The following is a 26,985-nucleotide window of genomic DNA, read 5'->3' on the forward strand; positions in this document are numbered from 1 at the left end:
TATCACAATTAGTATATTGGCACATTAGTTTATTCCTCATTGGCAATCATCCCGCTGCCAATACACAATTTGGAATCCGCGTCATAGACCACACCGAATTGTCCGGCTGCAATGCCTTGTATCTTTTCATCGGAATGAATGCGATAAAGGTCGCCTATCTTTTCTACATAGCCATGGGTAAATTCAGGTGTATGGCGTATCTTGAAGGAGATGTCTTTCCGTCCTTCAAAATCCCCCCAGATATCTTCTGTAATGAATGAGAATCCCGCAAGATTTACCACTTTGCCATATTGAGTTTCAGGATCGTAACCATTAGAAACATAAACGATATTGCGCTTTGTATCTTTCTTTATCACAAACCACGGGCCGCCGCTAAGTCCCAGACCTCTACGCTGGCCGATAGTGTGAAACCAGTAGCCGTCATGTTTTCCGAGTACATTGCCTGTTTCCAGCTCCACGATCTTGCCTTTGTGTTCACCCAGGTAGCGGCGGATAAAATCATTGTAATTTATTTTACCCAAGAAGCAAATCCCCTGGCTATCCTTGCGTTGTGCCGACGGCAGTCCCTGTTGCGCGGCAATGGCCCGCACCTCGCTTTTCAGCAAATCACCTATCGGGAACATCAGCTTGGATACCTGCAGGTAATCTATCTGTCCGAGAAAGTAGGTTTGGTCTTTCACGTGATCTTTCGCAGTAGAGAGCCATGTCTTACCGTTCAGTTCGGTAGTTGTTGCATAATGCCCTGTCGCAATCTTATCAAATTCATGCCCCCATTTTTGCTCGAAACACCCAAACTTAATCATCTTGTTGCACATCATATCCGGATTAGGGGTCAACCCCCGCTTTACAGCGTCTATTGTATAACTCACCACATTTTCCCAGTATTCTTCGTGCAGGGACACAACTTCCATTTTACAACCATACTTTTTTGCTATATAGGTTGTAATTTCAATGTCTTCTTCGGCGGGGCAATCGATATAGCCCTGCTCGTCTTCCATCCCTATGCGTATATAAAATATCGTAGGGTCGTAACCTTGTTCCTTTAGCTGATGTACTACTACAGAACTGTCTACCCCGCCCGATACCAATGCTGCTATTTTCATTATTATCTACCTACCAGATTTCTGTTTTCACAAAGTTTTTAAATGTTCCCATACCAAAACAGAATCCCGCCCTGATAAAGAACTGTTGTTCGTTACCTGTCACATTAAAGTCATAACCGGCTTTTACAAAAAAGAATTTGTAATCGGCATATATATTCGGCGTGATCACAACCCCGTCCTTTCCATGCCTGAAATTGAAGAGGTATCCGGCATCACAACCAACCAGGATTGTCGCTTTGTTATTATTAAATAAGGATTCGCTCAGGAAAGATGTCAATTGTATCGGCTTCAGGTTCAACCCGGCAACAGGAGAACTTCCCCCTGTGTAATCTATCCCGCTGGATACAAACGAATTGAGCGGATTTTTTTTATGCCATACAGGAAAAGACGCGTTGGCCGCGAACTGAAAATCATTTCCTTTCCCCTTGGCATCTGCATACTGCGCCCCGATACCTATAAATTGTGCTGAACAGGTAAAAGGCAATAGCAGGAACAAGCATAAAATTTGTATCTTTTTCATTTTTATCAACAATAGTTACAGACCTATTTATTAGCTGTCCAGATATAACAATAACTGGCTGTTATAAGTTTGAACTACGATATTTTACTTAAATATTTTCAACCAAGGTACAAAAATACGGTTTATTTTTCAGAAAGTCAGGGTACAGGCCTACGATTGTTCTGTTTTGGACTCTCTCTCTACATCAGCTCTCGATTTACTGGCCGTAACCAGATATACTCCTCCGAAGATTAATATGGCTGCCAGTAATTTTTCGAATGTAAACCGGTCCATTCCCATATATATGGCTACGCCGGAAGCAATGAGCGGCTGCATATTATTGTACATGGAGATCGTAGTAGGCCTGATACGCCTCTGAGCCAAAGGAATCATCATATAGGTGAAAAATGTAGCTCCCAGTAATGTAAACGACAGCATCAGATACGGTATTACATCCGGCTGATGGAACAGTGGCGCTGCGAATACTGCATCATAACTGACAGGCAGGTTAATCAGAGCGGCGAAGAGAAACATCCATTTCATCATCGTAATGGGGGAGTACTTGGTCGATAGCGGACGTGTAATCACCAGATAAAACGCGTAAAATAACTGCGCGCTAAGTACAGCGATATCCCCCGCCAGAGCTGACCCCTGACCCGCTGTAACAACCTGATTGGATGTATAGACCAAGAATATGGCACCCAGCCCACCGAGCAACACGCCGCCTGCTTTTTTGAAGGTAATGGGTTCTTTGAGTAACACTGCCGCCAGTATCATCGCAAACAAAGGGCCGCTGGTAGTTATTATGGATGCATCTACAGATGATGTTTGCCCCAGTCCGTATGCAAAAAGGCTCTGATTGATAAGCATACCCGAAATACCGCCTATGCACAGTATGAGTAAATCCCGCCTGTCTACTTTTTCTTTTTTCGTGAATAACGATACTATCCAGAAAGCAATGGCAGCAAAGCCCATACGAAGCATTGTCATAGCTATTGGCGTAAGAAGCCCGGTACTATACAGATACTTATTGATGGGGATGTTCAGTCCGAAAACTGTCATCACAACAAGCATGATAATATGTCCCTGTTGTTTCTGTGAAAGAGTCATTGAGTTAATTAATAATTAATAATGATGAATTCATTTGTTAATTTGCCTGTCTGCTAATTTACTTATCTGTTTATCCTGCAATTTTGAAAAGAATATCAACATACAGATAGCTCCAAGCATGGCGCAAAACATATCTGACTGTGTATCCCAGACATATCCCTGAGTACCGAGAAAATCCTCGGCACCATCGGCCGACAATGCGCCTACCCACCATTCTGTCAGTTCGTAAAAGGCACTGATGGCAAGGCAGATACTGACAACTATAAATGGCAACCAGGAACGTTTTTTTAGCACATCGAGGCGGATAAGCAATTCACGGGCAATCATAGCCGGAATAAAGCCTTGCGCAAAATGCCCTACTTTATCATAATTGTTGCGGCTTTGGTCAAATACTTCTTTTATCCAGTCGAACAAAGGAACTTTCGCATAGGAATAGTGCGCGCCAACAAAAAGGATAATAAAATGGATAAGGATAAAGACATAAGCCATATCCATAAACCGGAACCGCTTAAAAGTGAAGGCAAGTATTGCCACACCGGCGATGCACATTCCTGCTTCCATGAACCACAAACCCGTTTCGTAAGGGTTGATGCCCGACCAGACGCCTGCTATAAGGAATATGACAAGAAATATCCAGTGTTTCTTTTCCATTGAGCGTATGTAGTTTGTTATTTGTAAGTATTATAAGAAATAACTTCCTCTGTTGGTTTACGCCTCTTTTCCCTCAACGGCTGTGCGGGATAACCGATAACTATATCGAGTACCACACGTCTGTTATCAGGGATATTCAGCAGTTTCTTCATTTTTGATTCGGTAAACCAACCGAGTATGCAACTACCCAGTCCTTCGGCTTCAGCCGCAAGGCAGATATGAGAGGCTGCAATACCGATATCAAGAAAGGCGAAATGCTTATCTTTCACAATACCGCCAATACCTGAACTTATATTCACCTTTTCCTCTACTATTATAATATGTACAGGTGCTTGTTTGGTAAAATGGTTCATGCCCAGCAACCGGGCTGACGCCGCATCTGCCACCTTGTTTTTCAGTCCGGGTTCATCCACCACGATAAAATGCCACGGCTGCGCGTTACAGGCTGAAGGCGCCAGACGTGCAGCTTCCAGTATGCGGGCTATGATCTCACGGTCAACCGTGCGTGTAGTATCATAAGCACGGGTGCTCTGGCGTTGTTTTACAAGATTGTAAAAAAAATCTTTATCCATATTACAATTGTGTAATACGACTGATATATTTACCTATAATATCAAATTCCAGATTTACCACACTACCTACTTTAAATTGATGGAAATTGGTATGTTCGTATGTGTATGGAATTATAGCTACTTCGAATGTATTATTGGTAGGGTCAACTACAGTCAGGCTGACACCGTTTACGGTTACAGAGCCTTTATCTACCGTCAGATAACCTTTCTTGGCCATTTCACGGTCAAACTCATATTCGAATTTGAAATACCAGCTGCCATCGGCTTCCCTTATTTCGACACACTTGGCTGTCTGGTCTACATGTCCCTGGACAATATGTCCGTCGAGGCGGCCGTTCATCAGCATACTGCGTTCGAGGTTGACCTTATCGCCTACCTGCAATAAACCGAGGTTGGAACACTCCAGCGTCTCCTTGATAGCAGTGACCGTATATTTGTTATCATCTATATTCACTACTGTAAGACATACTCCGTTGTGTGAAACACTCTGGTCTATTTTCAACTCATGGGTGAAGGTACACTCCATTGTTATATGCAGATTTTCTGCTTCTTTACGCAACGAAACTACTGTTGCCGCTTCTTCTACTATACCTGAAAACATGATATCTTTATTTTAAAAAGCCTTAAGAAAAATTTTCGCTCAAATTTAAACAGGCCCTGGGTTAGTTCTATTATTTTTTAGTCGTACAAAGGTACGGAAAAGTTATAAGTTATGCGAATCAGTAGCTGAGTTTTAATGCCGGATTGTTTTCAGCTCCACTTCGTTCCGTCAGGATGTTCCTTTTGGCATTGGCCAAAAGGAATACAAGCAATCTTCGATTGCGCGTAGTAGAAAAGAATCGGATATTAAAATCCAGCTCATGACTCTGATTACTTTTCCGTTTTATTAAAAGGAAATATGCGGATAACTAAAAAAACTTTATCTATATAGTCGGAATCGATAGCCTTTGGCTGATAGCTCTTTGAAATATTGAAGAAGCCCCCTAAATTGGCTCCGCCGAACGTTGTTTCCCCAGGGGGGACTTACAGAGAGGGAAAAAAGTGACAGATAGAAAATAATGGAAAAAGTGTAACTTTTGTAACTTTTTTGATATAGTTACGAGTTACTGCGCCCTTCGGGCAGTTACGGGTTACGAGTAGACAAGATACCAGATACGAGTTGTTCACTGTTTACTGTTAACTGTTTACTGTTAACTGATATATCTGTTACCTTTGTTACTTTTTGTATAGTGCTCTTTGTGTAAATCTTTGTGCCCCTTGTGGTAAAGAGATTTAACCACTAAGTACACGAAGGAAATCACAAAGGGCACAAAGGCTAAAAAGACTGTTACCTTTGTTACCTTTTGCGTCTTAGCATCTCTGCATGAAATACTGTTTACTGTTTACTGTTCACTGTTAACTGAAATAAGTGTTACCTTTGTTACCTTTTATATAGAGTCTTTTGTATAAAGTATTGTTTTCCATGCGGTACACTAAGTACACAAAGAAGATCATCTCAAAGAAAATAAAAAGAGAGACAAAAAATACGTAAAAAGTGTCAGAAGTGTAACTTTTTTTTAACTATTACAATTAACGTATAACAAATGAATGCAATAATTAATTCAATAGGGATTTATGTCCCTGAAAAACGGATAGACAACCATTATTTTGAAAGTATAGTAGATACAAGTGACGAATGGATAACCACCCGTACAGGTATCAGCCAGCGGTTTTATGCAGCCGGGAACGAATATACCGGCGACCTCTGTGTAAAAGCTGCGCAAAACCTTTCGGTTAGGTACAATAAGGATTTGTCGGATGTAGATTTTATCATTGTAGCCACCACCAGTGGCGAACAGGTCATGCCCAGCATGGCAAGTCAGGTGCAAACGCGGCTGAACATACCGAACGCGGGATGTATAGACGTCTATGCTGCCTGTGCAGGATTCGTGTATGGTATTATCCTGGCCAAAGGGCTGATAGCTGCCGGCACGCATAAAAAAGTGCTGGTGATAGGGGCGGAAACACTTTCGAAAATCACGGATTTTACCGACCGTACCTCCTGTATATTGTTCGGAGATGGTGCAGGAGCCGTTGTAGTGGAAGCCTGTGACGAAAACCATATATTTGATGCGCTGACCGGGACGGATGGCTCGCATGGGAAAGACCTGTATCTGGCGCACCAGAATGTCCCGATAAACGGAGAACCTGTAATCCCTGACCGCAATTTGCACCAAAATGGCAAGGTTGTTTTCAAATGGGCGGTAAGCACCTTGATTGATAAAATACAGGAACTGATATCCAAGAATCATCTGAAACCGGGCGATATAGACTGGTTCATACCACACAGTGCAAATATCCGCATCCTCGAATCGGTATGTTCAGGGCTGAATGTCCCGATGGACAAGTGTCTGGAGAGCATCAGAAACTATGGTAATACTTCCGCCGCATCCATTCCTATAGCCTGGTATAATGGCATAGAATCGGGTAAAGTAAAGCCAGGTGACAACTTGCTGTTGATTGGCTTCGGTGGAGGATTGACCTGTGCCGGAATATGCCTGCAAAATATGATCGAGAAAGAATGAGATATCCAACTGATTCAGAGAAGGAAACGAAATCGAATCCATTTCCTTCGCTTTTATCTTCATTTTTATGTCTAAAAAAATAGACAATTTGTTTTGTCGTCTAGTTTTTTAGACTAAATTTGCGGGGTAACTAATTAATATCGCAATATGAAAAAGACAATCTTACTATTGGCACTATCTGCTCTTTCAGCAACTGTGTGTTCACAACAGGCGGTGTCTGTCCGTAAAATAGATAAAGGAGATATTCAACAAGAAAAGCTCGATGTCGCCACAGTCCGGTGTTACTACAAATTCACCCAGCCGGTAACAGTTGATAAGCAAATACATCGGCAATCAGATACGATGACTCTGGATATCGGGCAGAAAGTTTCCCGGTATTACGATGCTGCACGTATCAAGCGGGACTCACTATTTACCGACTTCATGCGCAATAAGCTAAACCCGTCTACAATACAGAGCATATCCATAATGAAAGACGCGGATATGTCCGTGCTGGATAACAAAGGCGGGGCAATGTTCGATTCTACGACAAAAGGGGAGACGGCTCAGTTATTCAAAAAACGCCCGGCAGGAGAAATAATTACAATTGACAGAGCGGAAAGTGATCCTCAGAAATACAAATGCACGGAAACAATTCCTGCGCAACAATGGGATATATCTACCGATACACTGACCGTACTGGGCTATATATGCCAGAAAGCGACTACGGAATTTCGCGGACGGGATTACGAAGCATGGTTCAGTCCCGATATTCCCGTAAATGAAGGTCCCTGGAAGTTCCACGGATTACCGGGATTGATAATGAAAGTTTCAGATTCAGAAAATCTATTCTCATTTGAGATCATAGGGTTGGAGAATCTTGATAATCCGGTCGATATAACAATGGCACAGGAAGATTATTTGAAGGCCAGTATAAAAGACCTCGATAAATTAAAGAAAAAACAATCGGGAGGCACTGCCATAAATGTTAACGGAGGCAATGTAATAATGATACAGAAAAAGAATAATAATGAGTATCTGTCTTTAGAAACCGAATAAAGCCCAGGTCTATAAATAGAAATAATGAAAAGATATCTTCTGACCCTCTTTATCCTTATATCCTGCTTTACACATGCGCAAACCATCATTAAAGGGATTGTGCTCACCGGAGACAATAAGCCTGTACCGGATATCAATGTCACTTTACAGGAAAAGGGACGCTCCCTGATGCTCGGTTATGTATTGACTGATGATGCCGGAAAATATAAGATAGAGTATAAGGGCAAGAGTGACAGCATTGTTGTCATTGTTTCGGGCTTTAATGTTGGCAAACAATCGAAAACAGTCGGTAACCGGAGTCAGGACGTAAACTTCTCCATAGTACAGGAGTCCATTGTTCTGAAGGAAGTGAAGATAAAACCTCCTAAGATAAGGCAGGCAGGAGATACACTGAACTATATGGTGGAAAGTTTCAGCGATGGCAATGACCGTACAATAGGTGATGTATTGAAAAAAATGCCCGGTATACAGGTTAAAGACGATGGAGCAATACTTTATCAGGACAGGCCTATAAATAAATTTTATATAGAAAATGTGGATTTATTGCAGGGCCGTTATGGCATAGCGACAAATAATATAGAAGCCAAAGATGTATCTACTGTACAGGTAATGGAAAACCACCAACCGGTGAAGGCGCTGAAAGACCGCGAATTTTCGGAAGACGCCGCTATAAATCTGAAATTGAAAGATTCGGCCAAAGGTACTCTTATCGCAAATGCACAAGCAGGTATGGGTGCCGCACCTCTGCTGTGGAACAATGAACTGACAGGAATGTATATTGCCAAAAAACTACAGAATATAACCACCTATAAAGGAAACAATTCCGGTGATGATCCCGGCCGAGAGCTGAATTCATTCTATTCGGGCGATGCTTCACGAATGAAAAGTAACGGTCTGCTGAATGTACAGACCCCGTCTTCCCCGTCGATCAGTGAAAAGCGGTATCTGGATAATCAGGCGAATATGGTTTCATTTAATAATCTGTGGAGTCTTAAAACGGATTACCAACTGACTGCAAACATCAACTACCTGAACGACTATCAGCAAAGAAGCAGTTATGCATATACCGAAAACTACCTGCCGAACGACGAAACCATAAAGATAGAAGAATTGTTAAATTCCAGATTGAGAAAGGAAAAACTGGGTACTGATATACAATTGAACGCCAACAAAGACAAGTATTACTTCAACAACCTGCTGAAGCTCGAAGGAGTATGGCACCGGGAGCGGGGCGATGCCATTTCCCAGGACAGCGTTTACCAGCATTTAAAGAAGCCGGACTATGGCATTAGTAATACATTCAACTTGGTGAAGACAAACGGAAAACATACATGGACTTTCTATTCATTCAACGGGTACAACGCTTCATCCCAGACACTGCGTGTACAACCCGTATTGTATGGACAATTATTCGATCCTGCACCTTCGCCGGAAGCCATGGTGCAAGACGCCGAACGGAACGACTTCGCTTCATACAGCAGAATTACATGGGGACTAGGCAAGGGTGCTGTAAAGCAAAATTATACGTTAGGCTTTAACACGGACCTGCAACAGCTCAAGTCGGCATTGCAGGCCGATACAAAAAGTGGATTAGGTAGTTTGTCCGACTCTCTGAGAAATGATATAAAGCAGGGTAAATTCGAGTGGAAATTCTTGCCGAATTACACATATTCAAAAGGTTATAAACTGAATGTATCGTTGTCACTGCCGCTCAGTTATACAATATTGGACACAGACAACAATGTATCGGATAAAAAAGAAAATAAGGGATATTTGTTCTTCAATCCATTTTTGTTTGCCAGTTACAAATTATCGGCTTATTGGGATAGCTATCTGAATGCCGGTTATAGCAACTCGACCGGAAGCCTTAATAATATGTACACAGGATATATCATGTCCTCGTATCGGAACTTACTGCGTAACGACGGGAAATTATTCAGACAGCAATCCCGGAATTACAGCCTTGTGCTAAATTACAGGAATCCGATAACAACCCTGTTTGGGATGGCCAGCATATCGTATTACCGGAATAAGGTCAATCTGCTTTACGATTATTATTATAGCGGCATATTAAAACTGCAATCGACCATAGATATGCCGAATACAGCAAGCGGGATAAATGCAAGTGTACACGGCAGCAAAGAAATTGAAGCTATAAACACAACTGTTTTTATAGGCGGCAGCTACAACAATAGCCGGTCAGCACAAATAAATCAGGGAGAACTTATCGACTACTCCAATCAAAGTTTTTCGGTGTCACCACGCTTTCTGACGAAGTTTGGTTCGAGTATAAGCTTTGAATACTCAATACGGTATACACAAAGCCAAGGTAAAATAAAGGATAGTGGCAGGAACTTCGACCCCATACGTACGACATCGCAAAATGCGCAACTGAATATTTTCCCGTTGAAAGGATTGGTTATAAACCTGAGGTATGAAAACTTCTATAATAATACAATCACTTCGGGCAGCAGGTCTATGTCATTCGGTGATATCGGGGCAAAATATAAATGGGAAAAAGCTGAGATAATCCTTGATTACACCAATATCTTCAATTCCAGGCAGTATATATCCACATCATACAATGACGTAAGCAGATACTATTATTCTTATGATTTACGTCCTGCGGAAGTATTGCTGAAAGTACGGTTTAAACTGAAATAGATTATTCCATGAATAGTTTTATTGTCGTATTTTAATGTTTAACTTTTCGTTGCTGAATAATAAACAACTAAAATTGAATGATTATTCGACTTTTGTTCCTGCTTAAATCCTTACATTTATCCTCAAAAGAATATATTATGAATAGAACAGGCCTGATTCTTTTAGTACACTTCTTTCTCTCTTCGTATATGATGACTTCTTATAGTCAGGAGGGGAACCGGACAAATATTCCTTTAGACTCGATTGTATTGAGCGATCCGTGTATTTTAGCCGATCCGGCCACAGCCATGTATTATATGACCGGAACCGGAGGAAAGCTTTGGAAAAGCAAAGATCTGAGGCTCTGGGATGGTCCTTACACGGTAGCACAAACCGATCCGGACTCATGGATGGGTCCCCGGCCTATGATATGGGCGGCGGAAATCCATGCCTATAAAGATAAGTTCTATTATTTTGCCACCTTTACCAACCGTGCCGTAAAAATAGACACTGTAGCAGGTAATATAATCGAGCGCAGGGCATCGCATATATTAGTCAGCGACAAACCCGGCGGCCCTTATGTCCCGATGCAGGATGAAACATACCTGCCGGCACACATGCCTACATTGGACGGTACCTTCTGGGTAGACAAAGATGGTAAGCCATATATGGTATATTGTTACGAATGGCTGCAAAACCTGAACGGAACAATAGAGAAAATAGAGTTAAAACCCGATTTAAGCGGCTCTGTCGGTGAAGGCAAATTGCTTTTCCGCGCCAGCGATTCGCCCTGGAGCAGGGAGAAAGATAAGGATGGGAACGACCGGCCCAATAGAGTGACCGATGGCCCTTACCTGTTTGAAACAGGTACCGGACGTTTGGGCATGATCTGGACGAGCTGGATATATGATGTATATACGCAGGGGATCGTTTACTCAGAAAGCGGAACCCTCGATGGCCCGTGGATACATGAGCCGGAACCGGTCACACCTCCCAATTTCGGGCATGGTATGCTCTTCCGTACACTCGATGGCAAACTGCTGATGTCTGTTCACAGTCACAAACAAATGCAGGATGGCCGCTATCACCGTGTACCCCATTTGTTCGAAGTGGATATAACCGGGGACAAACTGGCTGTAGGTAAACAGTATATACCCTAAATCCGATTAATATTGCCAATCCAACGACTGATTCTATACTAACTTAACAATTATATAAGCCCAATATCTGCTATTGTAATTTACAGGACAGAGCGGAAGATAGCCTTCTGCAAGCCTGTTATCTTTAAATACAACCGGATACTGTTCTTCCATAAGTTTGTGACGGTTGTATATTTCACCTTCTCTGGAGCAAAAGTCCATATAATATCTGCCATCCGACAAAGGAGATATATAATTCTCGTATAAGCGAATTGCCAGGTATCCCATATTATAGCGCATATTTATCTCCAGGCAAGGATGTATTTTATATTCATCCTCTTCTTTATATATAAGCATATCCACGCCAATACAGCCTTTGTAAACAGGTGAATATTTCTCTTTAAGAATAGCGATTAACGCTAACCTTACCTTGTCCAGAAGGGATAGAGCAATATTCTTTGTAAGCTCATTTACGATATTCTCCTGCGGGCCCAGATAATTTCCCTGATAAGCACCCTTATCAGTCGTATAGAAGAGAGAATATCCGGCGAAGTCGACACCACCCTGTCCATCGCAAATAAATTCCATGGCAAAATCAACCCGCTTATCCAAAACCCTCTCGATAGATACACTAGCTTGCTTCTTTAGTATGCCATGTAATATTTGACGCTCTGTACGCGTAAGCCCTGTCTCCGGAAGCCATAGCAAACCCCGGCCTGACGATGAATAAGGCGCTTTCGCTAATAATTTTGACGCAGAGTTGTTTACCACCTCCTCAATATCTTCGAGCTTGTTGCAAAAACAGGGGACTATACTCTTTGATACTTCGGGTATATTCGCGGCAATGTCTCTTAAACAGTCGCCCGCGGCCTGTCTGCTGTTGAGATAAGTGTATATATCATTCCATTCCGTTAATATAAGGCTTGTATCATATTTTTTGTTCAGTTCCTTAAAATAATATATGGCCTGTGGAGATATCCCCCATAATGATACCTCCATCTCCGGGTAGCGATATAGGCTTTCCTCTGCTATGCCTTTTGGTAAAGAAGGAAAATTGTCTGATAGAAAACTATGGAATTCAGTGTCATTTTTTTCGCCAGTCAGTACTAAATCACAGGCTGTGCCATACCATGCCGGAAGAAAGGACAGTTCTTTTTGCATCGATACGATATTTGCCGGTGCTGTATAATATGGCGAACTGTTTTTTACAGCTGTTTCATGCCCGGGATTGAAGAAAAGGATCATTCGCAATTAGTTTAAGGTCGCAGACCTATTTATTTTCAAGTAAATAATACAAAGAGAAGACGTTATCGCATTCAAGCAAATCACTAAATTCTCTCTATAACTTAATACCTGCAAAATTAGTGAATATCTTTGGATTCTCCGGTCTACCAAACCGTATAAACAGTGTCAATATTAACATAATAATTATCTATTTGACTGATTAGAAATAAGGGCTTATATTTGTCTCAGAATTGAAAATAACTAACTCAAAAAAACAATAGATTATGTCAGTATTAGTAGGAAAAAAAGCGCCTGTATTCAAGGCTAATGCAGTGGTGAACGGTAATGAAATAGTAGAAGGTTTTTCTTTGGAGCAATTCATAGGAAAGAAATATGTTGTATTCTTTTTCTATCCTGCCGACTTTACATTTGTCTGCCCAACCGAAATTATCGCTTTCCAGGAAAAAATAGCAGAATTCGAATCCCGTAATGTCGCAGTTGTAGGTGCTTCGACCGATTCGGCTTTTTCGCATTGGAAATGGCTGCAAACAGAACAAAACGATGGAGGTATCAAAGGTGTTAAATACCCATTGGTCGCAGACCAGACATTGATGATATCTTCTGCATATGATGTGTTGGCCGGCGCTTTCGATTATAACGATGAAGGGGAAGACGTATTTAATGGTGCGCCTCAGGCTTACCGTGGTCTTTTCCTTATCGATAAAGATGGCGTTGTTCGTCACCAGGTAGTAAATGACATGCCGTTGGGCCGTAGCGTGGATGAAATTCTTCGCGTAATCGATGCTCTTCAGTTTACTGAGGAATATGGTGAAGTTTGCCCTGCCAACTGGAAGAAAGGTGATAAAGCACTAAAGGCAACACAAGAGGGGATTTCGGATTACTTATCACACAAACATTAAGGATAAATCTTATATAAGCGATAGAATGTATTAATGCAACATATTTCAAGCATAACTGACTATTGTTGCTGCAGATACATAACTAATAAATAGGTCTGAGACCTTAGTGGAATATTTTTAGGTTAATTTAGTTCTGAAGAGGGTGTGTCAAAAGCCAAATTGCACTATCAAATTATTACCCTCTTTGTCATTGGCTCCGCTTCGCTCTGCCGAACGTTGTTTCTGAATGCAATGAAGAATCCCGAACCTTCAGGCACGAGATGTTTCACTCCGTTCAACATGACAAAATGAAAGTAAAAATTACTTTTGACACACCCTCTTTTGTTTACATCTTTTAATTGTATTTAGTTAAAAGGTAACACTTATTTCAGTAAACAGTAAACAGTAAACAACTCGTATCTGGTATCTTGTCTACTCGTAACCCGTAATTGCCCGAAGGGCGCAGTAACTCGTAACTATATCAAAAAAGTTACAAAAGTTACACTTTTTCCATTATTTTCTATCTGTCACTTTTTTCCCTCTCTGTAAGTCCCCCCTGGGGAAACAACGTTCGGCGGAGCCAATTTAGGGGGCTCCTTCAATACTTCCCTCGCTCGCGCAGACGTCCCGTCTGTGTGTTGCGTAGCAAACATTTTTACCCTGTCAACAAGACACGGACTGGAAGTCCGCGCCAGCGGGGTACTAATGATAATAAAAGCAAGAAGAAATGAGATTTTTTTCATAAATCCGTATATTATAGTTCTGGTAATATAGAAGATGAAGTATAAAATTCAACGGAGATGATTTCAGGAACAGCCGAATAAGATTCGTTTGATTTAATAAAGGTTCCACTTATAATAACTTTCAGCCCGGTTTCAGGTATTTGAGTGTCCAATATTTTTTTAGAAAAATCATGAACTTTTCCTGAATATCCAAGGACTCCATTATCACTATCTGAATATGCATAATCGATAATTAAATAATTATTCTCAATATATAAATAATTCATTTTTCCACTATTATTTATTGCGTCGGAACGATTTTTGAAAAGCAAGAACTCTTTATTTTCGATAGAAAACAAAAATTGCTCTTGTTCTTTATCTTCAGAGCAATTTATGATACATAACGGTATCATAATAAGAATAAAATAATAAAAAATCTTTTTCATTTCAGTAAGATTTAGAGGATTAAAAACTTAAGACAATTGATAGAAAGAAGAACCTTTTGATAGGGCTATAAGAGTTTAAGGGTCATTTCATTACAAATATATAAAAATGTATTTATCTGAAGCATCATATCTTGAATAATTAGCCCTATATATGTAATAACCTATTTCTCATACTGGCACGGTTTTATAAACCGTATCTTACCTAAAAAGCAAAAAGATTTCCCTCGCTCGCGCAGACGTCCCGTCTGTGTGTTGCGTAGCAAACATTTTTACCCTGTCAACAAGACACGGACTGGAAGTCCGCGCCAGCGGGAGTAAATTTCTTCAAAAGGTAACAAAAGTAACAGCTTTTTCAGTCATCTGCTAATCTGCTAATCCGCTAATCTGCTAATCAAAATTTCAAAGAACTATCAGCTAAAAGCTATATATAGATAAAGATTTTCATTATAGATCACCATTATTCCGGAATTTCCCTCAAATAAATAATTTCTATCTTTTATTAAGACTTTATTCTGCCAACTATTCCGTACCTTTGCCGTTGCTAATCAAATTTAACCGAATTGTGAAATATAATTTCGACCAGATAATCGACCGAAGAGGAACAAATGCCCTTAAAACAGATGCTTTAGAGCCACGATACGGCAACCCTGACCTTATTCCGTTGTGGGTGGCCGATATGGACTTTTTGTCACCTCCGGCCGTTACCGAGGCCATTGTAGAACGGGCAAAACATGGTATATTCGGATATACCTGTCCGTCGCAGGCATATTATGATGCCATAATGAACTGGGTGGACAAGAAACACGGCTGGAAAATAGAGCAGGAGTGGCTGACATTTATTCCCGGTATCGTTAAGGGAATCGCTTTTGTTATCGACTGTTTTACAACCAAAGAGGATAAAGTAATTATCCAGCCGCCGGTTTATCATCCTTTTCGTATTATACCTACATTACATCACCGGCCTGTGGCAGATAATCCGTTGATATTGGAAGCCGGGCAATACAGGATGGATTTGGCCGGATTGAAAAAGATGATAGATTCGTCATGCAAGGTACTTATCCTTTGCAATCCTCACAATCCGGGGGGACGGGTGTGGACACGGCAGGAACTGGCGGATATAGCCGAAATCTGTTATGATAATAATATACTTGTTATCTCGGACGAAATTCATTCCGACCTTGCATTTACGCCGCATAAACATATTCCTTTTGCCTGTGTGTCGGAGAAAGCTGCTCAAAACAGCATAACATTTATGGCACCGAGCAAGACATTTAATATAGCGGGTATAGTAAGTTCCTACTCTGTTATCCCTAACAAAGAACTGAGGGATCGGTTTAATGCTTATCTTTCGAGCAGCGAACTGGAAGAAGGACATATTTTTGCCTACCTTGCCGCGCAGGCTGTTTATGAACACGGGGATGAGTGGCTTGCCGAAGCAAAGGAGTATATCTGGAAAAACATTACTTTTGTAGATGAATACCTGAAAGAGAACATTCCTCAAATAAAGGTTATGTTGCCGCAGGCATCTTTCCTCGTTTGGCTCGATTGTAAAGAACTCGGCCTCCGGCAAAAAGAATTGGTTTCGCTATTCGTGAAGGATGCCAAATTGGCACTTAACGATGGTACCATGTTCGGGCAAGGAGGAGAAGGATACATGCGCCTTAATGTAGGTACGCCTTTGTCAAATATCCGGAAAGCGTTGGATAATCTTAAAAAGGCAGTGGATTCGAAACAAATTGATTAAGAAAGTTGTTTTAAAGCAAAATCAGGCACGATTGTTGCATCAAAGAATAAACAAAAGAGTCTCAACAGACTTTGGTTATTAATTAAACAAACAAATACTTAAAAATGAAAATTTCAACAAATAAGTTTGTTTCTTTATCTTATGATCTTAATGTAGGTGAAGGTGAAGAACGTGAACTAATGGAAAGAGCTACAGCTGAGACTCCACTTGAATTTATCTACGGAACAAACTCGATGCTCGAGGCTTTTGAAAAGAACCTCGACGGATTGGCAGAAGGCGATTCGTTCGACTTCGTACTTACTCCGGACGAGGCGTACGGTGAATACGACGATGATGCATTGGTAGACTTACCCCGCCATATATTTGAACAAGATGGTAAATTAAACGAGGAAGTGATCTTCGAAGGTAATATGGTGCCGATGATGGATTCGAATGGCAATCGTCTGAACGGTTCTGTTGTAGAAGTTAAGGACGATGTTATCAAGATGGATTTCAATCATCCGTTAGCGGGTGAAACATTGAACTTCTCCGGTAAGGTTCTTAATGTCAGAGAATCTACTCCGGAAGAAATAGCCGCTTTATTTGCTCCTCAGGGAGGTTGCGGCTGTGGTTCAGGTTGTGGCTGTGGAGACGGTGAAGACGACTCTTGCGGTTGCGGCGGACACGAAGAAAAAGAAATGGCCGGAGCAGGTGGATGCGGTTCAGGCTGTGGTTGCGGCGGACACTAAAATAAGATTTTGATTATATAATAGAGGACAGGTCTGAAGGCCTGTCCTTTTTGTTTCTATCTATGATCTTTGGATATTTTGCTTATTGGCTGGCATCATTCAGTTTGTCCATATCCTCTTTATCCAGGCTCAGATCTACAGCTTTCAGTATATCGAGCTGGCTGGCTTTGGATACACTGGCTATAGGCGCAGTAATGGAAGGGTGAGCTATAAGCCATGCTAGAGCTACCTGGGCAGGAGTCGCGTTCAGCCGTTCCGAAACCTGAGTCAACGCATCCATAATAAGCCTCCCTCTATCGTTCATATATTCGTTTACTGCATCGGAGCGATTACCCTTAACTTCTTCATCAAACTTGTATTTACCGGTAAGGAAGCCGCTCGCTAATGAATAATAACTGACTACACCGAGTCCGTACCTTTCGGCTATACGCTCATATTCTGATTCATACTTATACCTGTCGTAGAGATTATATTCGGGTTGCAGGCAGATATATTCGGCATAGCCGTTATCCTTACTTTTATGAATGGATTCCACGAGTCTTTCAGCGCTCATATTCGAAGCTCCTATATAGCGGACTTTACCTTCTTTTACCAGTTGGGAATAAGCCTCCAGCGTTTCTTCCTGCGGAGTTGTAAGGTCATCGTAATGAGAAAAGTACAGATCTATATAATCGGTTTGCAGGCGTTGCAACGAGGCTTCGGCCTGTTTTAGTATATACTCTTTTTTCAGTCCTTTACTATCCGGAGAAAGCGCCGCGCCTACCTTAGTGCTAATAATAAAGTTTTCTCTCTTTCCTGATCTCTTCAGCCAGTTACCAATGATAGATTCCGATTCCCCGCCTTTGTTCCCCGGTGCCCATGCAGAATATACATTTGCCGTATCTATGAAATTAAATCCGGCGTCAGTGTATGCATCAAGGATTTCGAACGATGCCTTTTCATCGGCTGTCCAGCCGAAAACATTTCCTCCCAGGCAGAAAGGATATACTTCCAGTTTTGATTTTCCTATTTTTCTTTTTTTCATTTTAAGGTATAACTAGTTAATAATGATGTTAAAACAAATGGGAAGATGGGAAAGTTTAGCATATAGATTGAGCATTAAGAATAATTTTATTCATTTATATATTTGCTGCCGATTTGCTGATATATTAAATTCTCAAATTAGAATTTCCGTTCCATCACGACATATTCATATCCGTTTTTTGAGAAACGCTCATCCGTTTCCCCATACCCGAATTTCTTGTAAAAACCAGCTGCATTTGCGCGGGCATTGCACCAGATCCTGTCGAATTTCATATCATTGGCATAATCTATAAGCCACTTCATCAGGGCCGAAGCAAAACCTTTTCCCTGCATATCATTTCGGGTTGCCAGCTTGCGGAACTGTATATCTCGTCCGTGAAGAAAAATAGACATGACAGACAGCAGTTCCTCATTCTCATATGCTCCGATATGTAACCCCCGTTCATCATCTGGTAACTTTACAAATTCCGTATCCTTGTCCGGATACATTACTTGTTGACGCATGTTGAGTACATTCTGGTATGGAGCTTCGGCTATTATCATGATCTTAAAATTTATAACTTAGAAGTAAACGGCCTTCCGATGTTTTGGAGAATACATTATCGAAATACCTGTAATTGGTATCCCGGGTATAATTACTATATATCCCTGTCAGATATAGATGTTCGGTCATTTTCAGATCTGCTCTTAAGCTGAAAGCATGCAGTATGGCTTGTGACCTGTCGCCCTGATAGTCGAACTCATGGACATTTATATTTTCCCAGTCCACATTTTCGGGATAGCCTTTCCATGTGAACATACGATACATCTCATAAGAAGTGGATACACTGATTTTGTTCTTATAGGTCAGGCTTCCTCCTATCTTGGAACTGAATCCGCTTGCCAGATTATAATTTCGCTTGTCCACTACATAATGATCGCTGAGCGTACCTCCTAACAGGACAAGGGTACCGTGCATAAAGGCAGTGAATCTTAAATTTTTCCATCGCTTATTCTCGTATATAAATCCCGAACCTGCAGAAGCCGGAGTACAGAATTTGTATGGAATCTGGCCCGACACATCGGATATCGTATCGGAATCGTAATAATCGAAATGCTGATAGAATCCGAAGCTAAGGAAATCCTTCTCGTTATCGATAACTTCTGTTACATAAAGACGCCCTAGTATATTCAACTGGCTAAGTAATGGTTGTGAACCCTGTACATTCAGGTTGCTGCGGAACGAAAAGTAATCGTAAGGCTTTTCATTCTCGGTGGCAAAGCGGTCTCCATATTCGATATTGATATCCACAGCGGCGCCGACCCCTTTATCCAGTATCTGTCCCTTCAGTTCCAGCGCCCGCACACCGGTACCTATTTCCACAGATACATCCGGCACTCCGAACTGTTTACCCGTGGTGGAGCGTTTACGCCATGCATCACCGTTCAGTACACGGGTAAGGCCCCGGGTAGGAGCAATAAGGAAACCGGCCAATTCACGTCCGAAGCGGTTCATCCCTTCTCTCCGGTCGTCAAGGACCAAATCGGATGTGCGGTAAAAAACCTCTCCTAATGCAAGCCCGCCTACAGGGGTAGCTATAATATCATTGAATGAAGGATATTCGTTTTCCATAAACAATTCCCACATGGCGCTCCCTCCAAGGGCGAAGGCGCCTGATTCCCAGAAGTTGTATCCCCGCGAACGCGCCGAATTGAAATAAAGATTGCCATGGTAGGGATGCAGGAACATATTGTTGCCCATATCATCATTATCCCATACCCACTTATGCTTAATATTTTTTCTGATGGTATGGATGTCAATATACGCATAGTCCTGTTTGGCTACATATCTGTTGAATGCCCATAACCCCATATTGAAGGAAAATATCTGGGTTGCAGCACCAAGCCCTTTCTTTTTGGAGTAGAAGGCAATATCTATAGAGTCGGCAGGTTTCGAAGGAACCACTGTTTTGTGTATGGCAAATTGGGAATATGCCGATACAGCGGTTATAATAAATATAACATGGGTAGTGATAAGTCTTTTATACATAAATGTATGTCTGATATTCAAATCATTTTAAGTGTGTAAAGATAAAATAACTAAAGAATCAACAATAATAATGTTAAAAAGTTTAGAAAATGGAGTATAAAGTAATAAACTTCTATCCTTAGATAAAAAAGTAACACCGGAGACAATTAAAAATTCTTCTCCTGCAAGTTATAGCTATGTTTTGAAAACCTGAAATCAGACACTATTCCCTCATTTTCGGCTTTCCACTTTTTACCTTCATTGTAAGTCCTCCTCCAGGCAGGGTTGTTAAGATCTCGACTTTGTTTTGTTATTTTGTGCTGTCATCCTTTAAGTATAAAATATTGTACATAGCGGATTCCGGTAAATCGATTTTTAACGACTTACCTGTTTTTTTAAAATAAACATGTAAATTTGGACTATGTTAAAGCAGATTATTTTAGTCAGTGTAGGAGGTGCAGTAGGCAGCGTTATGCGCTTCCTCGCCTCAGTATTGATAACGCGCTCCGAACCGTTCCCGTTTCCTGTGGCGACATTCGCAGTCAACATACTGGGCTGCTTTTGTATTGGCATATTCGCAAACCTTATACCTTCGAATAATCTTCGCATCCTGCTTATAACAGGGTTCTGCGGAGGCTTTACAACTTTTTCCACATTTGCCAGCGAAACTTTAACATTAGCCAACAACAACCAGATGGCAATGGCCTTTGTTTATACATTATCCAGCTGTGTGTCGGGCATTGGCGCGGTATGGTTGGGAATGTATGTTAGTAAATGATAAGTTGTAAGTGATGAGTTGAAAGTATATAACTCATAACTAATTTTAACTCTTTTCCTTATGAATAATACACCTAAAATCCGTCTATAATATATTGAGAGAAAATACAAAACATAATAATATGAAGAAGCAATTATTGATTAGTCTGTTCTTTTTATTGAGCATCAGTATGATAGCACAAACATCAAATAAGAAATATGAAAATGAGTGGAAACAGGCAGAAGATTATGAGCAACAAAGTCTTCCGCAATCGGCAGCCAAATCTGTCGATGAAATTCTGCAAAAGGCTATTTCCGATAAGAATACCACTCAAGTGGTCAAAGCCCTGATCTATAAAAATAAGTATAAGAAACAAATAGACAGAAGCGATAATGAGACTATTTTCACAGATTTACAGGCTTTATTACCTCAAACTACCAATACGGAAGAAAAAGCTTTGCTGCATTCAATGTTAGCTGAGTTATATTCCGACTATTATAACAGCAACCAGTGGCAGATAAACCAGCGAACCGATTTGCAGGATATGGTTCCCGAAGATATGAAAGAGTGGAGCAGCAATATCTTTATGAATAAGATTATCGGGAATCTTGATTTATCGGTAAAAGATATCACAACGCTTAAACAATCCACAACCAAGACTTATGACGACATTATACTCTTAGGTACTGACGGTCAGAAATACTATCCTACTTTATATGACTTCCTGATGGAACGCGCTATTCAGATAGCGAAGAGTATTGAGGGAATGGGTTACCGGGAATATGATGCAACGCTTACGGGGGCAAGTCTGGAGCAACTGGCAGCCCCGGCAGATGAATATATCAAACTCAATATTGGCGCCGGAGCGGATAAGCGGCAAATAATCTATCTGTATTACCAGCAATATATGAAGGATTTACTGAGCCGTAATATGATACCGACACTTGTTTTCACGGAGATCGATAAGGCAAACTATCTTAGTCGGAATTCCCGTACATTGTCTGGTGATAAAGTATTAGACATTTTCATCGCTTTGGAAAAGAAATATGAGAACAATGAAGCGTCTACTGAGATTATAAATAAGATAGTAGATTCATATACCGGAACTCAATCAGCCGATGTAAGAGAAAAGATTTACACATGGATAAAGAAAGGTATAGATAAATATCCGGCATCATACGGGGCAAAAGTGCTTCAAGCCAGATTGAATGAAATGGAATATCCGTCCCTGACAATAAAAGGAAATCAGTTACAGTATCCGAAACAACCGTTTCAACTGATATTGATACATAAGAATTTACAAGCTTTGACGGAAAAGCCGGATTTCAAATTATATAAAGTAGAAAACGGAAAGTACAATCAGGTGAAAGATATTCAGTTGAACCTGATTTCTAAAGCTGCCTATCAGCAGGACACATTATCTATAGATCTAGGTGTCTTACCTGTGGGAAAATATTCCTTTAGTTGTCGTTCGAAAGATAGTTTGGAAAATGATAATGCGAAGGATAATTTAAATTTACAAATCAATAATACATTCGATTTTACTGTATCTTCATTAATTACACTGTCCCGCAACAGTGCCAAAGATGAATACGAAATACTTGTAGTAGACCGTATGACAGGCAAACCTGTAAAAGATGCCACAGTTAAAATATATACCTATGAATATCCCAATAGTAAAACTGCTCAGAAGTTAATAACAATACTTAAAACAGATGCTTTGGGGCTTGCCGTTTACAATGATAAGACGATCACTACAGATCAGTACCGTTATAATATAGCTACATATAAGGTTGAATTAGGAGCTGATTCCTGCTTGCGGGCAGAAACCTTATCGGCTCAGAATTACAGATGGAACCAGATTCAGCAAGACGGAGATGAAGAGGCCATCAGTATATTTACGGACAGGAGTATTTACCGTCCGGGCCAGACCGTTTATTTCAAAGCAATAGCCATAGATAATGGTTCTAAATTGCTGGCGAATAAAGAATATACTGTTGAATTATACAATGCAAATGGTGAATCTATTGCTGAAAAGGAAATCATAACAAATGAATTCGGCTCTATATCCGGCGAATTTGTCTTGCCGCAAACAGGTCTTTTGGGAGGATATCACATTGAGATAGACGACGCTTCAGCCTATTTTAATGTAGAAGAATACAAACGTCCTACCTTTGAAATAACCTTCGATAAAGTAGATAAAACTTATACATTCGGGGAAGAGGTGACACTGAAAGGCTATGCCAAGAACTTTTCGGGCATCAGTTTACAGGGTGCCGATGTGAAATACAATATAACCCGTGAGCAGTTTAGCTTCTGGTATTGGCGTTCAGGTAACACCACACCTTTTACGGATGGTATTGTGAAGACAAACGATGACGGTTCGTTCGAAATTACATTCACTCCCGAAGCCGGAGATGGCAACAGGGCACTTCTGCGTTCCATCAATGACAAGCAGATATATACATTCAACATTACAGCTACGGTTACGGATGTGAATGGCGAAACACAGTCGAACACTTATACCCTAACCGTAGGGAATGTGTCGATGCTAATTAATATCGATATACCGCAACAGATGGAGAAAGCAAGCGACTACGAACTCAAAATCGCAGCCCGTAACTTGCAGGCACAGGATATTGAAACTTCGGGGACTTACGAAATATACGCGCTGGATGATAACGATTCTATAAAAAGCAAAGTATTGTCCGGTTCATTCAAAACTGGAGAGCAAACCGAGTTGAAAGCCAGATTGAAATCATTAGCGTCGGGTAAATATCAGTTACAGGTGAAAGCATTGGATAGTAAAGGAAATGAAGTGAGTGAAAAGCAGAATTTCGTACTTTATTCTTATGCTGATAAGAAACCACCAGTAAAGACAAATGAATGGCTGATAACGAAGAATCTGTTATTTGAGAAAAACAAGCCGGCCGAAGTGATATTCGGTTCATCGGAAAAAGATTCATATATCCTTTATCAGTTGTATAATAATAAGAAGGTATTTGAAAAACGTTTCGTAAAACTCAGTGATGCGAACCAGACATTCACCGTGCCTTACAAAGATGAGTATGGTGATGAACTGAAAATGACATTCACATCGGTAAGGGATGGTAAACTTTATAATAAAGAGGCTTCATTGTATAAGAAAACAGATTTGCCGGATACTCAATTGAATATTAAACTGGAAGTATTCCGTGATAAACTGCGTCCGGGACAGGCCGAAATATGGACTATAAGCGTAAAAGACACTACAAACCAACCTGTATTGGCAGAACTGCTGGCTTCGATGTATGACACTTCTCTCGACAAATTATATCCATATACGGCATGGGCGTTTAACCGCCCTTATACAAGCCGGGAATATGTAACGCCTGTAAATTACAGTTTCCCATGGTATAGTAACGATTATACCCGATTGTTCAATTTCTATTATAAATCTCAATATGATATATCGATTCCTGAAAGGACAAAAGATATTATCAACTGGTTTGATTTTATATATTCATACGGACGGAATAATACATTGGGAGATATCCCTAGGCAATATTTGAACTATTCCGATGATGAAGTTGTCGTTGTCGGATATGGTACTCGAAAGACACATATGCTGACTGGTTCAGTTTCGAATGTGTTGCAAGGCCGGGCTGCCGGAGTGGCTATTGCCGCACCGCAGGCTATGCTTGAAGAATCTGTTGTAGTTGCTGATTCGGCAGGAGGTGTAGAAAGTTTATTGGATAAACTTGATCTTTCAAATCCGGTTGCTTCTGCCTCTCAAATCCGCCAGAATTTCAACGAGACAGCATTCTTCTTTCCTCAGTTGAGGACTAACGAAAAAGGCGAGACCCTTATATCTTTCACTGTACCCGAAAGCAATACTACATGGCGTTTCAGAGCATTGGCTCACGATAAAGATGCACGTGTAGGTACATTAGAGCAGATGGTGATTACCCGTAAAGAACTGATGGTGACGCCTAATATGCCTCGTTTTGTCCGTCAGGGAGATAAGACAAGTATTTCCACTAAAATTTCAAATCTTTCGGATAAGTCTTTATCCGGAGATGTACATATCGAATTCTTTGACCCTGCAACTGATAAAGTAATTGATTTAGGCCTTGCAAACCAAAAACAAACATTCTCTCTCGAAAAAGATGCCTCTACATCAGTTAGCTGGATATTCGATATTCCTGCCGGCATAGAGCTGATAGGTTGCCGCATTGTAGCACAAAACGAATCGTTCAGTGACGGTGAGCAACATGTATTGGCTGTATTATCCAATCGTATGCTGGTAACCGAAAGCATGCCGATAGATATTACGAAGCAGGGCACAAGTACGTTCACATTCGATAAACTATATAACAATACATCAAACACAGCGAGCAACTATCGCCTGACATTGGAATACGCATCCAATCCGGCATGGTATGCGGTACAGGCATTGCCGACTATGAGCAATCCGTCGAATGAAAACGCCGTGAACTGGTTTGCCAGTTATTATGTGAATACATTGGGATCTTCGATTGTCCGCCAGTATCCGAAAGTAGCTTCTATGATACAGGCTTGGCAAAAGCAGGGAGGAGATAAGCAAACGCTCGTTTCCAAACTTCAGAAAGATGAAGAACTGAAAGCTGTCTTACTGGAAGAAACGCCTTGGGTACTCGATGCCAAAGACGAAACAGAGCAAATGCAACGCCTGTCTCTGCTATTCGATCTGAATAATACAAAACAACAAACCGATGCAGCCACAAGGAAATTAGCGGAACTAATAACAAATGACGGAGGCTGGTCGTGGTACAAGGGACTTTATCCGAGCCGTTCGGTAACTCAGTATATACTCTACGGATATGCTAATTTGCAAAAAACAGGACAGGTGGAGTATCCGCAGGAGATAAAAGAAATGCAAATGAAAGCATTGAAATATATTGATAATCAGATTGCGGAAGATTTCAAAAACCTTAAAAAGTATAATAAAGATTGGGAAAAGGTTACGACTATTTCTACCAATCAGCTCGAATTTGCTTATGTGCGCTCATTCTATCGTGATATACCGATTAGTCAGGAAGCACGTGCTGCCGAGCGTTTCTATACAGATGTGGTAACTAGGAACTGGACTAAATTGAACCTGTATGAACGTTCTATCCTTTCGGTTGTGCTGAAACAAAACGGAGAAAAAGAGCAGGCAAACAAGATTGTAAAATCAATCAGGGAACATGCCGTTAAGAATGCCGGACTGGGCATGTACTGGCCAAACAACCGCAGCAATGTATTTATGTCATTATCTGCTATCAGTGTACATACATTCCTGATGGACGCATTGGAACAAAATGGTGCATCTAAAGAGGATATGGATATGATGAAACGCTGGTTGCTGAATCAGAAGCGTACACAAGTATGGGAATCCACTCATGCGTCTATTGATGCTATCAATGCCTTGTTACGCTTAGGTACGGATTGGTTTGCAACAGAACCCGCTCCGACGGTAATTAAGGTAGGAAGTCAGACTGTACAACCGGAGAATAAAGAACTGGGGACAGGCTATTTCAAACAAACATGGAATAAGTCGGAAATAGCGAATGATATGGGAAGAGTGGAAGTAACCACCTCCTCTTCCCAGCCTGCTTATGGTGCTATATACTGGCAGTATTACGAAAATCTGGACAAGATAACAATACAAAAAGGCGATCTGAATGTTAGCAAGGAGCTATTTAAAGAGAATGTATCGGCAGCAGGAAAAGGTTTGACCCTGATAACTGAGTCGAACCCGCTGGCAGTCGGTGATAAAGTGATTGTCCGCTTGACAGTACGCACCGACAGGGACATGGATTTCGTACAACTGAAAGATATGCGTGCGCCATGTTTTGAACCGCAGCAGACTATTTCAGGTACAAGATGGGCAGGCGGTCTGATATACTATCAGATGGCGAAAGACGCATCCACTAATTTCTACTTCGACCATTTGCCTAAAGGCACATATGTATTGGAATATCCTGTGTATGTAAACCGTACAGGGGAGTATGCGAATGGGATCACGACTATTCAATGTATGTATGCTCCTGAATTTGTATCGCATACGCAGGGTATAAAAGTGACGGTGAAAGAATAGTAAATATGATATAAA

General features: G+C 41.0%; 20 protein-coding genes. 9 read left to right on the forward strand and 11 right to left on the reverse strand.

Annotation, left to right across the window (positions count from 1 at the left end; all coding sequences use genetic code 11):
* Positions 1–29: 29 nt before the first annotated feature.
* The 6 genes from mnmA to ACYQ3L_RS12460 form a co-directional block, all read right to left on the reverse strand.
* Complete coding sequence (gene mnmA, locus ACYQ3L_RS12435) at positions 30–1,103, reverse strand: tRNA 2-thiouridine(34) synthase MnmA (protein WP_379997050.1); 1,074 nt, start codon at positions 1,101–1,103, stop codon at positions 30–32.
* 10 nt (positions 1,104–1,113) lie between these two features.
* A complete protein-coding gene (locus ACYQ3L_RS12440; protein WP_379997052.1) occupies positions 1,114–1,623 on the reverse strand; it encodes a hypothetical protein in 510 nt (169 codons plus the stop codon).
* 150 nt (positions 1,624–1,773) lie between these two features.
* Positions 1,774–2,712, reverse strand: coding sequence for a DMT family transporter (locus ACYQ3L_RS12445; protein ID WP_379997054.1), 939 nt, complete (start codon positions 2,710–2,712; stop codon positions 1,774–1,776).
* 30 nt (positions 2,713–2,742) lie between these two features.
* Complete coding sequence (locus ACYQ3L_RS12450) at positions 2,743–3,363, reverse strand: DUF2238 domain-containing protein (RefSeq protein ID WP_379997056.1); 621 nt, start codon at positions 3,361–3,363, stop codon at positions 2,743–2,745.
* Positions 3,364–3,380: 17 nt separating this feature from the next.
* A complete protein-coding gene (locus ACYQ3L_RS12455) occupies positions 3,381–3,935 on the reverse strand; it encodes a nitroreductase family protein (protein WP_379997058.1) in 555 nt (184 codons plus the stop codon).
* A 1-nt stretch (position 3,936) separates the two neighbouring features.
* Positions 3,937–4,536 (reverse strand): riboflavin synthase, encoded by a 600-nt coding sequence (locus ACYQ3L_RS12460; protein ID WP_379997060.1) that lies wholly within the window; start codon positions 4,534–4,536, stop codon positions 3,937–3,939.
* A 982-nt stretch (positions 4,537–5,518) separates the two neighbouring features.
* Here ACYQ3L_RS12460 and ACYQ3L_RS12465 point away from each other — a divergent pair.
* From ACYQ3L_RS12465 to ACYQ3L_RS12480, 4 genes are all read left to right on the forward strand, one after another.
* Complete coding sequence (locus ACYQ3L_RS12465) at positions 5,519–6,499, forward strand: ketoacyl-ACP synthase III (protein ID WP_379997062.1); 981 nt, start codon at positions 5,519–5,521, stop codon at positions 6,497–6,499.
* A 147-nt stretch (positions 6,500–6,646) separates the two neighbouring features.
* The gene (locus ACYQ3L_RS12470; protein ID WP_379997064.1) at positions 6,647–7,537 is read left to right on the forward strand and encodes a GLPGLI family protein; all 891 of its coding nucleotides are present in this window, start codon (positions 6,647–6,649) and stop codon (positions 7,535–7,537) included.
* A gap of 24 nt (positions 7,538–7,561) precedes the next feature.
* Positions 7,562–10,201 (forward strand): TonB-dependent receptor, encoded by a 2,640-nt coding sequence (locus ACYQ3L_RS12475; protein WP_379997066.1) that lies wholly within the window; start codon positions 7,562–7,564, stop codon positions 10,199–10,201.
* Between the two features lie 137 nt (positions 10,202–10,338).
* Positions 10,339–11,340, forward strand: a complete 1,002-nt coding sequence (locus tag ACYQ3L_RS12480; RefSeq protein WP_379997068.1) for a glycoside hydrolase family 43 protein — start codon at positions 10,339–10,341, stop codon at positions 11,338–11,340.
* 33 nt (positions 11,341–11,373) lie between these two features.
* Here the strand turns inward: ACYQ3L_RS12480 and ACYQ3L_RS12485 are convergent, their stop codons facing one another.
* Positions 11,374–12,564, reverse strand: coding sequence for a hypothetical protein (locus ACYQ3L_RS12485; RefSeq protein ID WP_379997070.1), 1,191 nt, complete (start codon positions 12,562–12,564; stop codon positions 11,374–11,376).
* A gap of 263 nt (positions 12,565–12,827) precedes the next feature.
* Here ACYQ3L_RS12485 and ACYQ3L_RS12490 point away from each other — a divergent pair, with 263 nt between their 5' ends.
* Entirely contained in the window at positions 12,828–13,463 is a 636-nt protein-coding gene (locus ACYQ3L_RS12490) for a peroxiredoxin (protein WP_379997072.1), read from the forward strand.
* A gap of 733 nt (positions 13,464–14,196) precedes the next feature.
* On the opposite strand, the gene ACYQ3L_RS12495 is transcribed toward ACYQ3L_RS12490, so the two are convergent.
* Entirely contained in the window at positions 14,197–14,610 is a 414-nt protein-coding gene (locus ACYQ3L_RS12495) for a hypothetical protein (protein ID WP_379997074.1), read from the reverse strand.
* A gap of 562 nt (positions 14,611–15,172) precedes the next feature.
* On the opposite strand from ACYQ3L_RS12495, the gene ACYQ3L_RS12500 reads away from it, so the two are divergent.
* Both ACYQ3L_RS12500 and ACYQ3L_RS12505 read left to right on the forward strand, forming a co-directional pair.
* Positions 15,173–16,354, forward strand: a complete 1,182-nt coding sequence (locus tag ACYQ3L_RS12500; protein WP_379997076.1) for a MalY/PatB family protein — start codon at positions 15,173–15,175, stop codon at positions 16,352–16,354.
* A 104-nt stretch (positions 16,355–16,458) separates the two neighbouring features.
* Positions 16,459–17,082 carry an FKBP-type peptidyl-prolyl cis-trans isomerase gene (locus ACYQ3L_RS12505; protein ID WP_379997078.1) on the forward strand — a complete coding sequence of 208 codons (624 nt, stop codon included), beginning with the start codon at positions 16,459–16,461 and terminating at the stop codon, positions 17,080–17,082.
* A gap of 82 nt (positions 17,083–17,164) precedes the next feature.
* Here the strand turns inward: ACYQ3L_RS12505 and ACYQ3L_RS12510 are convergent, their stop codons facing one another.
* The 3 genes from ACYQ3L_RS12510 to ACYQ3L_RS12520 form a co-directional block, all read right to left on the reverse strand.
* A complete protein-coding gene (locus ACYQ3L_RS12510; RefSeq protein ID WP_379997080.1) occupies positions 17,165–18,106 on the reverse strand; it encodes an aldo/keto reductase in 942 nt (313 codons plus the stop codon).
* 137 nt (positions 18,107–18,243) lie between these two features.
* Complete coding sequence (locus ACYQ3L_RS12515; RefSeq protein ID WP_379997082.1) at positions 18,244–18,648, reverse strand: GNAT family N-acetyltransferase; 405 nt, start codon at positions 18,646–18,648, stop codon at positions 18,244–18,246.
* Between the two features lie 4 nt (positions 18,649–18,652).
* A complete protein-coding gene (locus ACYQ3L_RS12520; protein WP_379997084.1) occupies positions 18,653–20,134 on the reverse strand; it encodes a DUF3943 domain-containing protein in 1,482 nt (493 codons plus the stop codon).
* Between the two features lie 400 nt (positions 20,135–20,534).
* Here ACYQ3L_RS12520 and crcB point away from each other — a divergent pair, with 400 nt between their 5' ends.
* Together crcB and ACYQ3L_RS12530 are read left to right on the forward strand one after the other, a co-directional pair.
* Positions 20,535–20,891: a fluoride efflux transporter CrcB gene (gene crcB / locus ACYQ3L_RS12525; protein ID WP_379997086.1), complete on the forward strand. Its 357-nt coding sequence runs from the start codon at positions 20,535–20,537 to the stop codon at positions 20,889–20,891.
* Positions 20,892–21,012: 121 nt separating this feature from the next.
* Complete coding sequence (locus ACYQ3L_RS12530) at positions 21,013–26,970, forward strand: alpha-2-macroglobulin family protein (protein WP_379997088.1); 5,958 nt, start codon at positions 21,013–21,015, stop codon at positions 26,968–26,970.
* Positions 26,971–26,985: the final 15 nt, after the last annotated feature.

It is taken from the genome of Dysgonomonas termitidis (assembly GCF_054657735.1).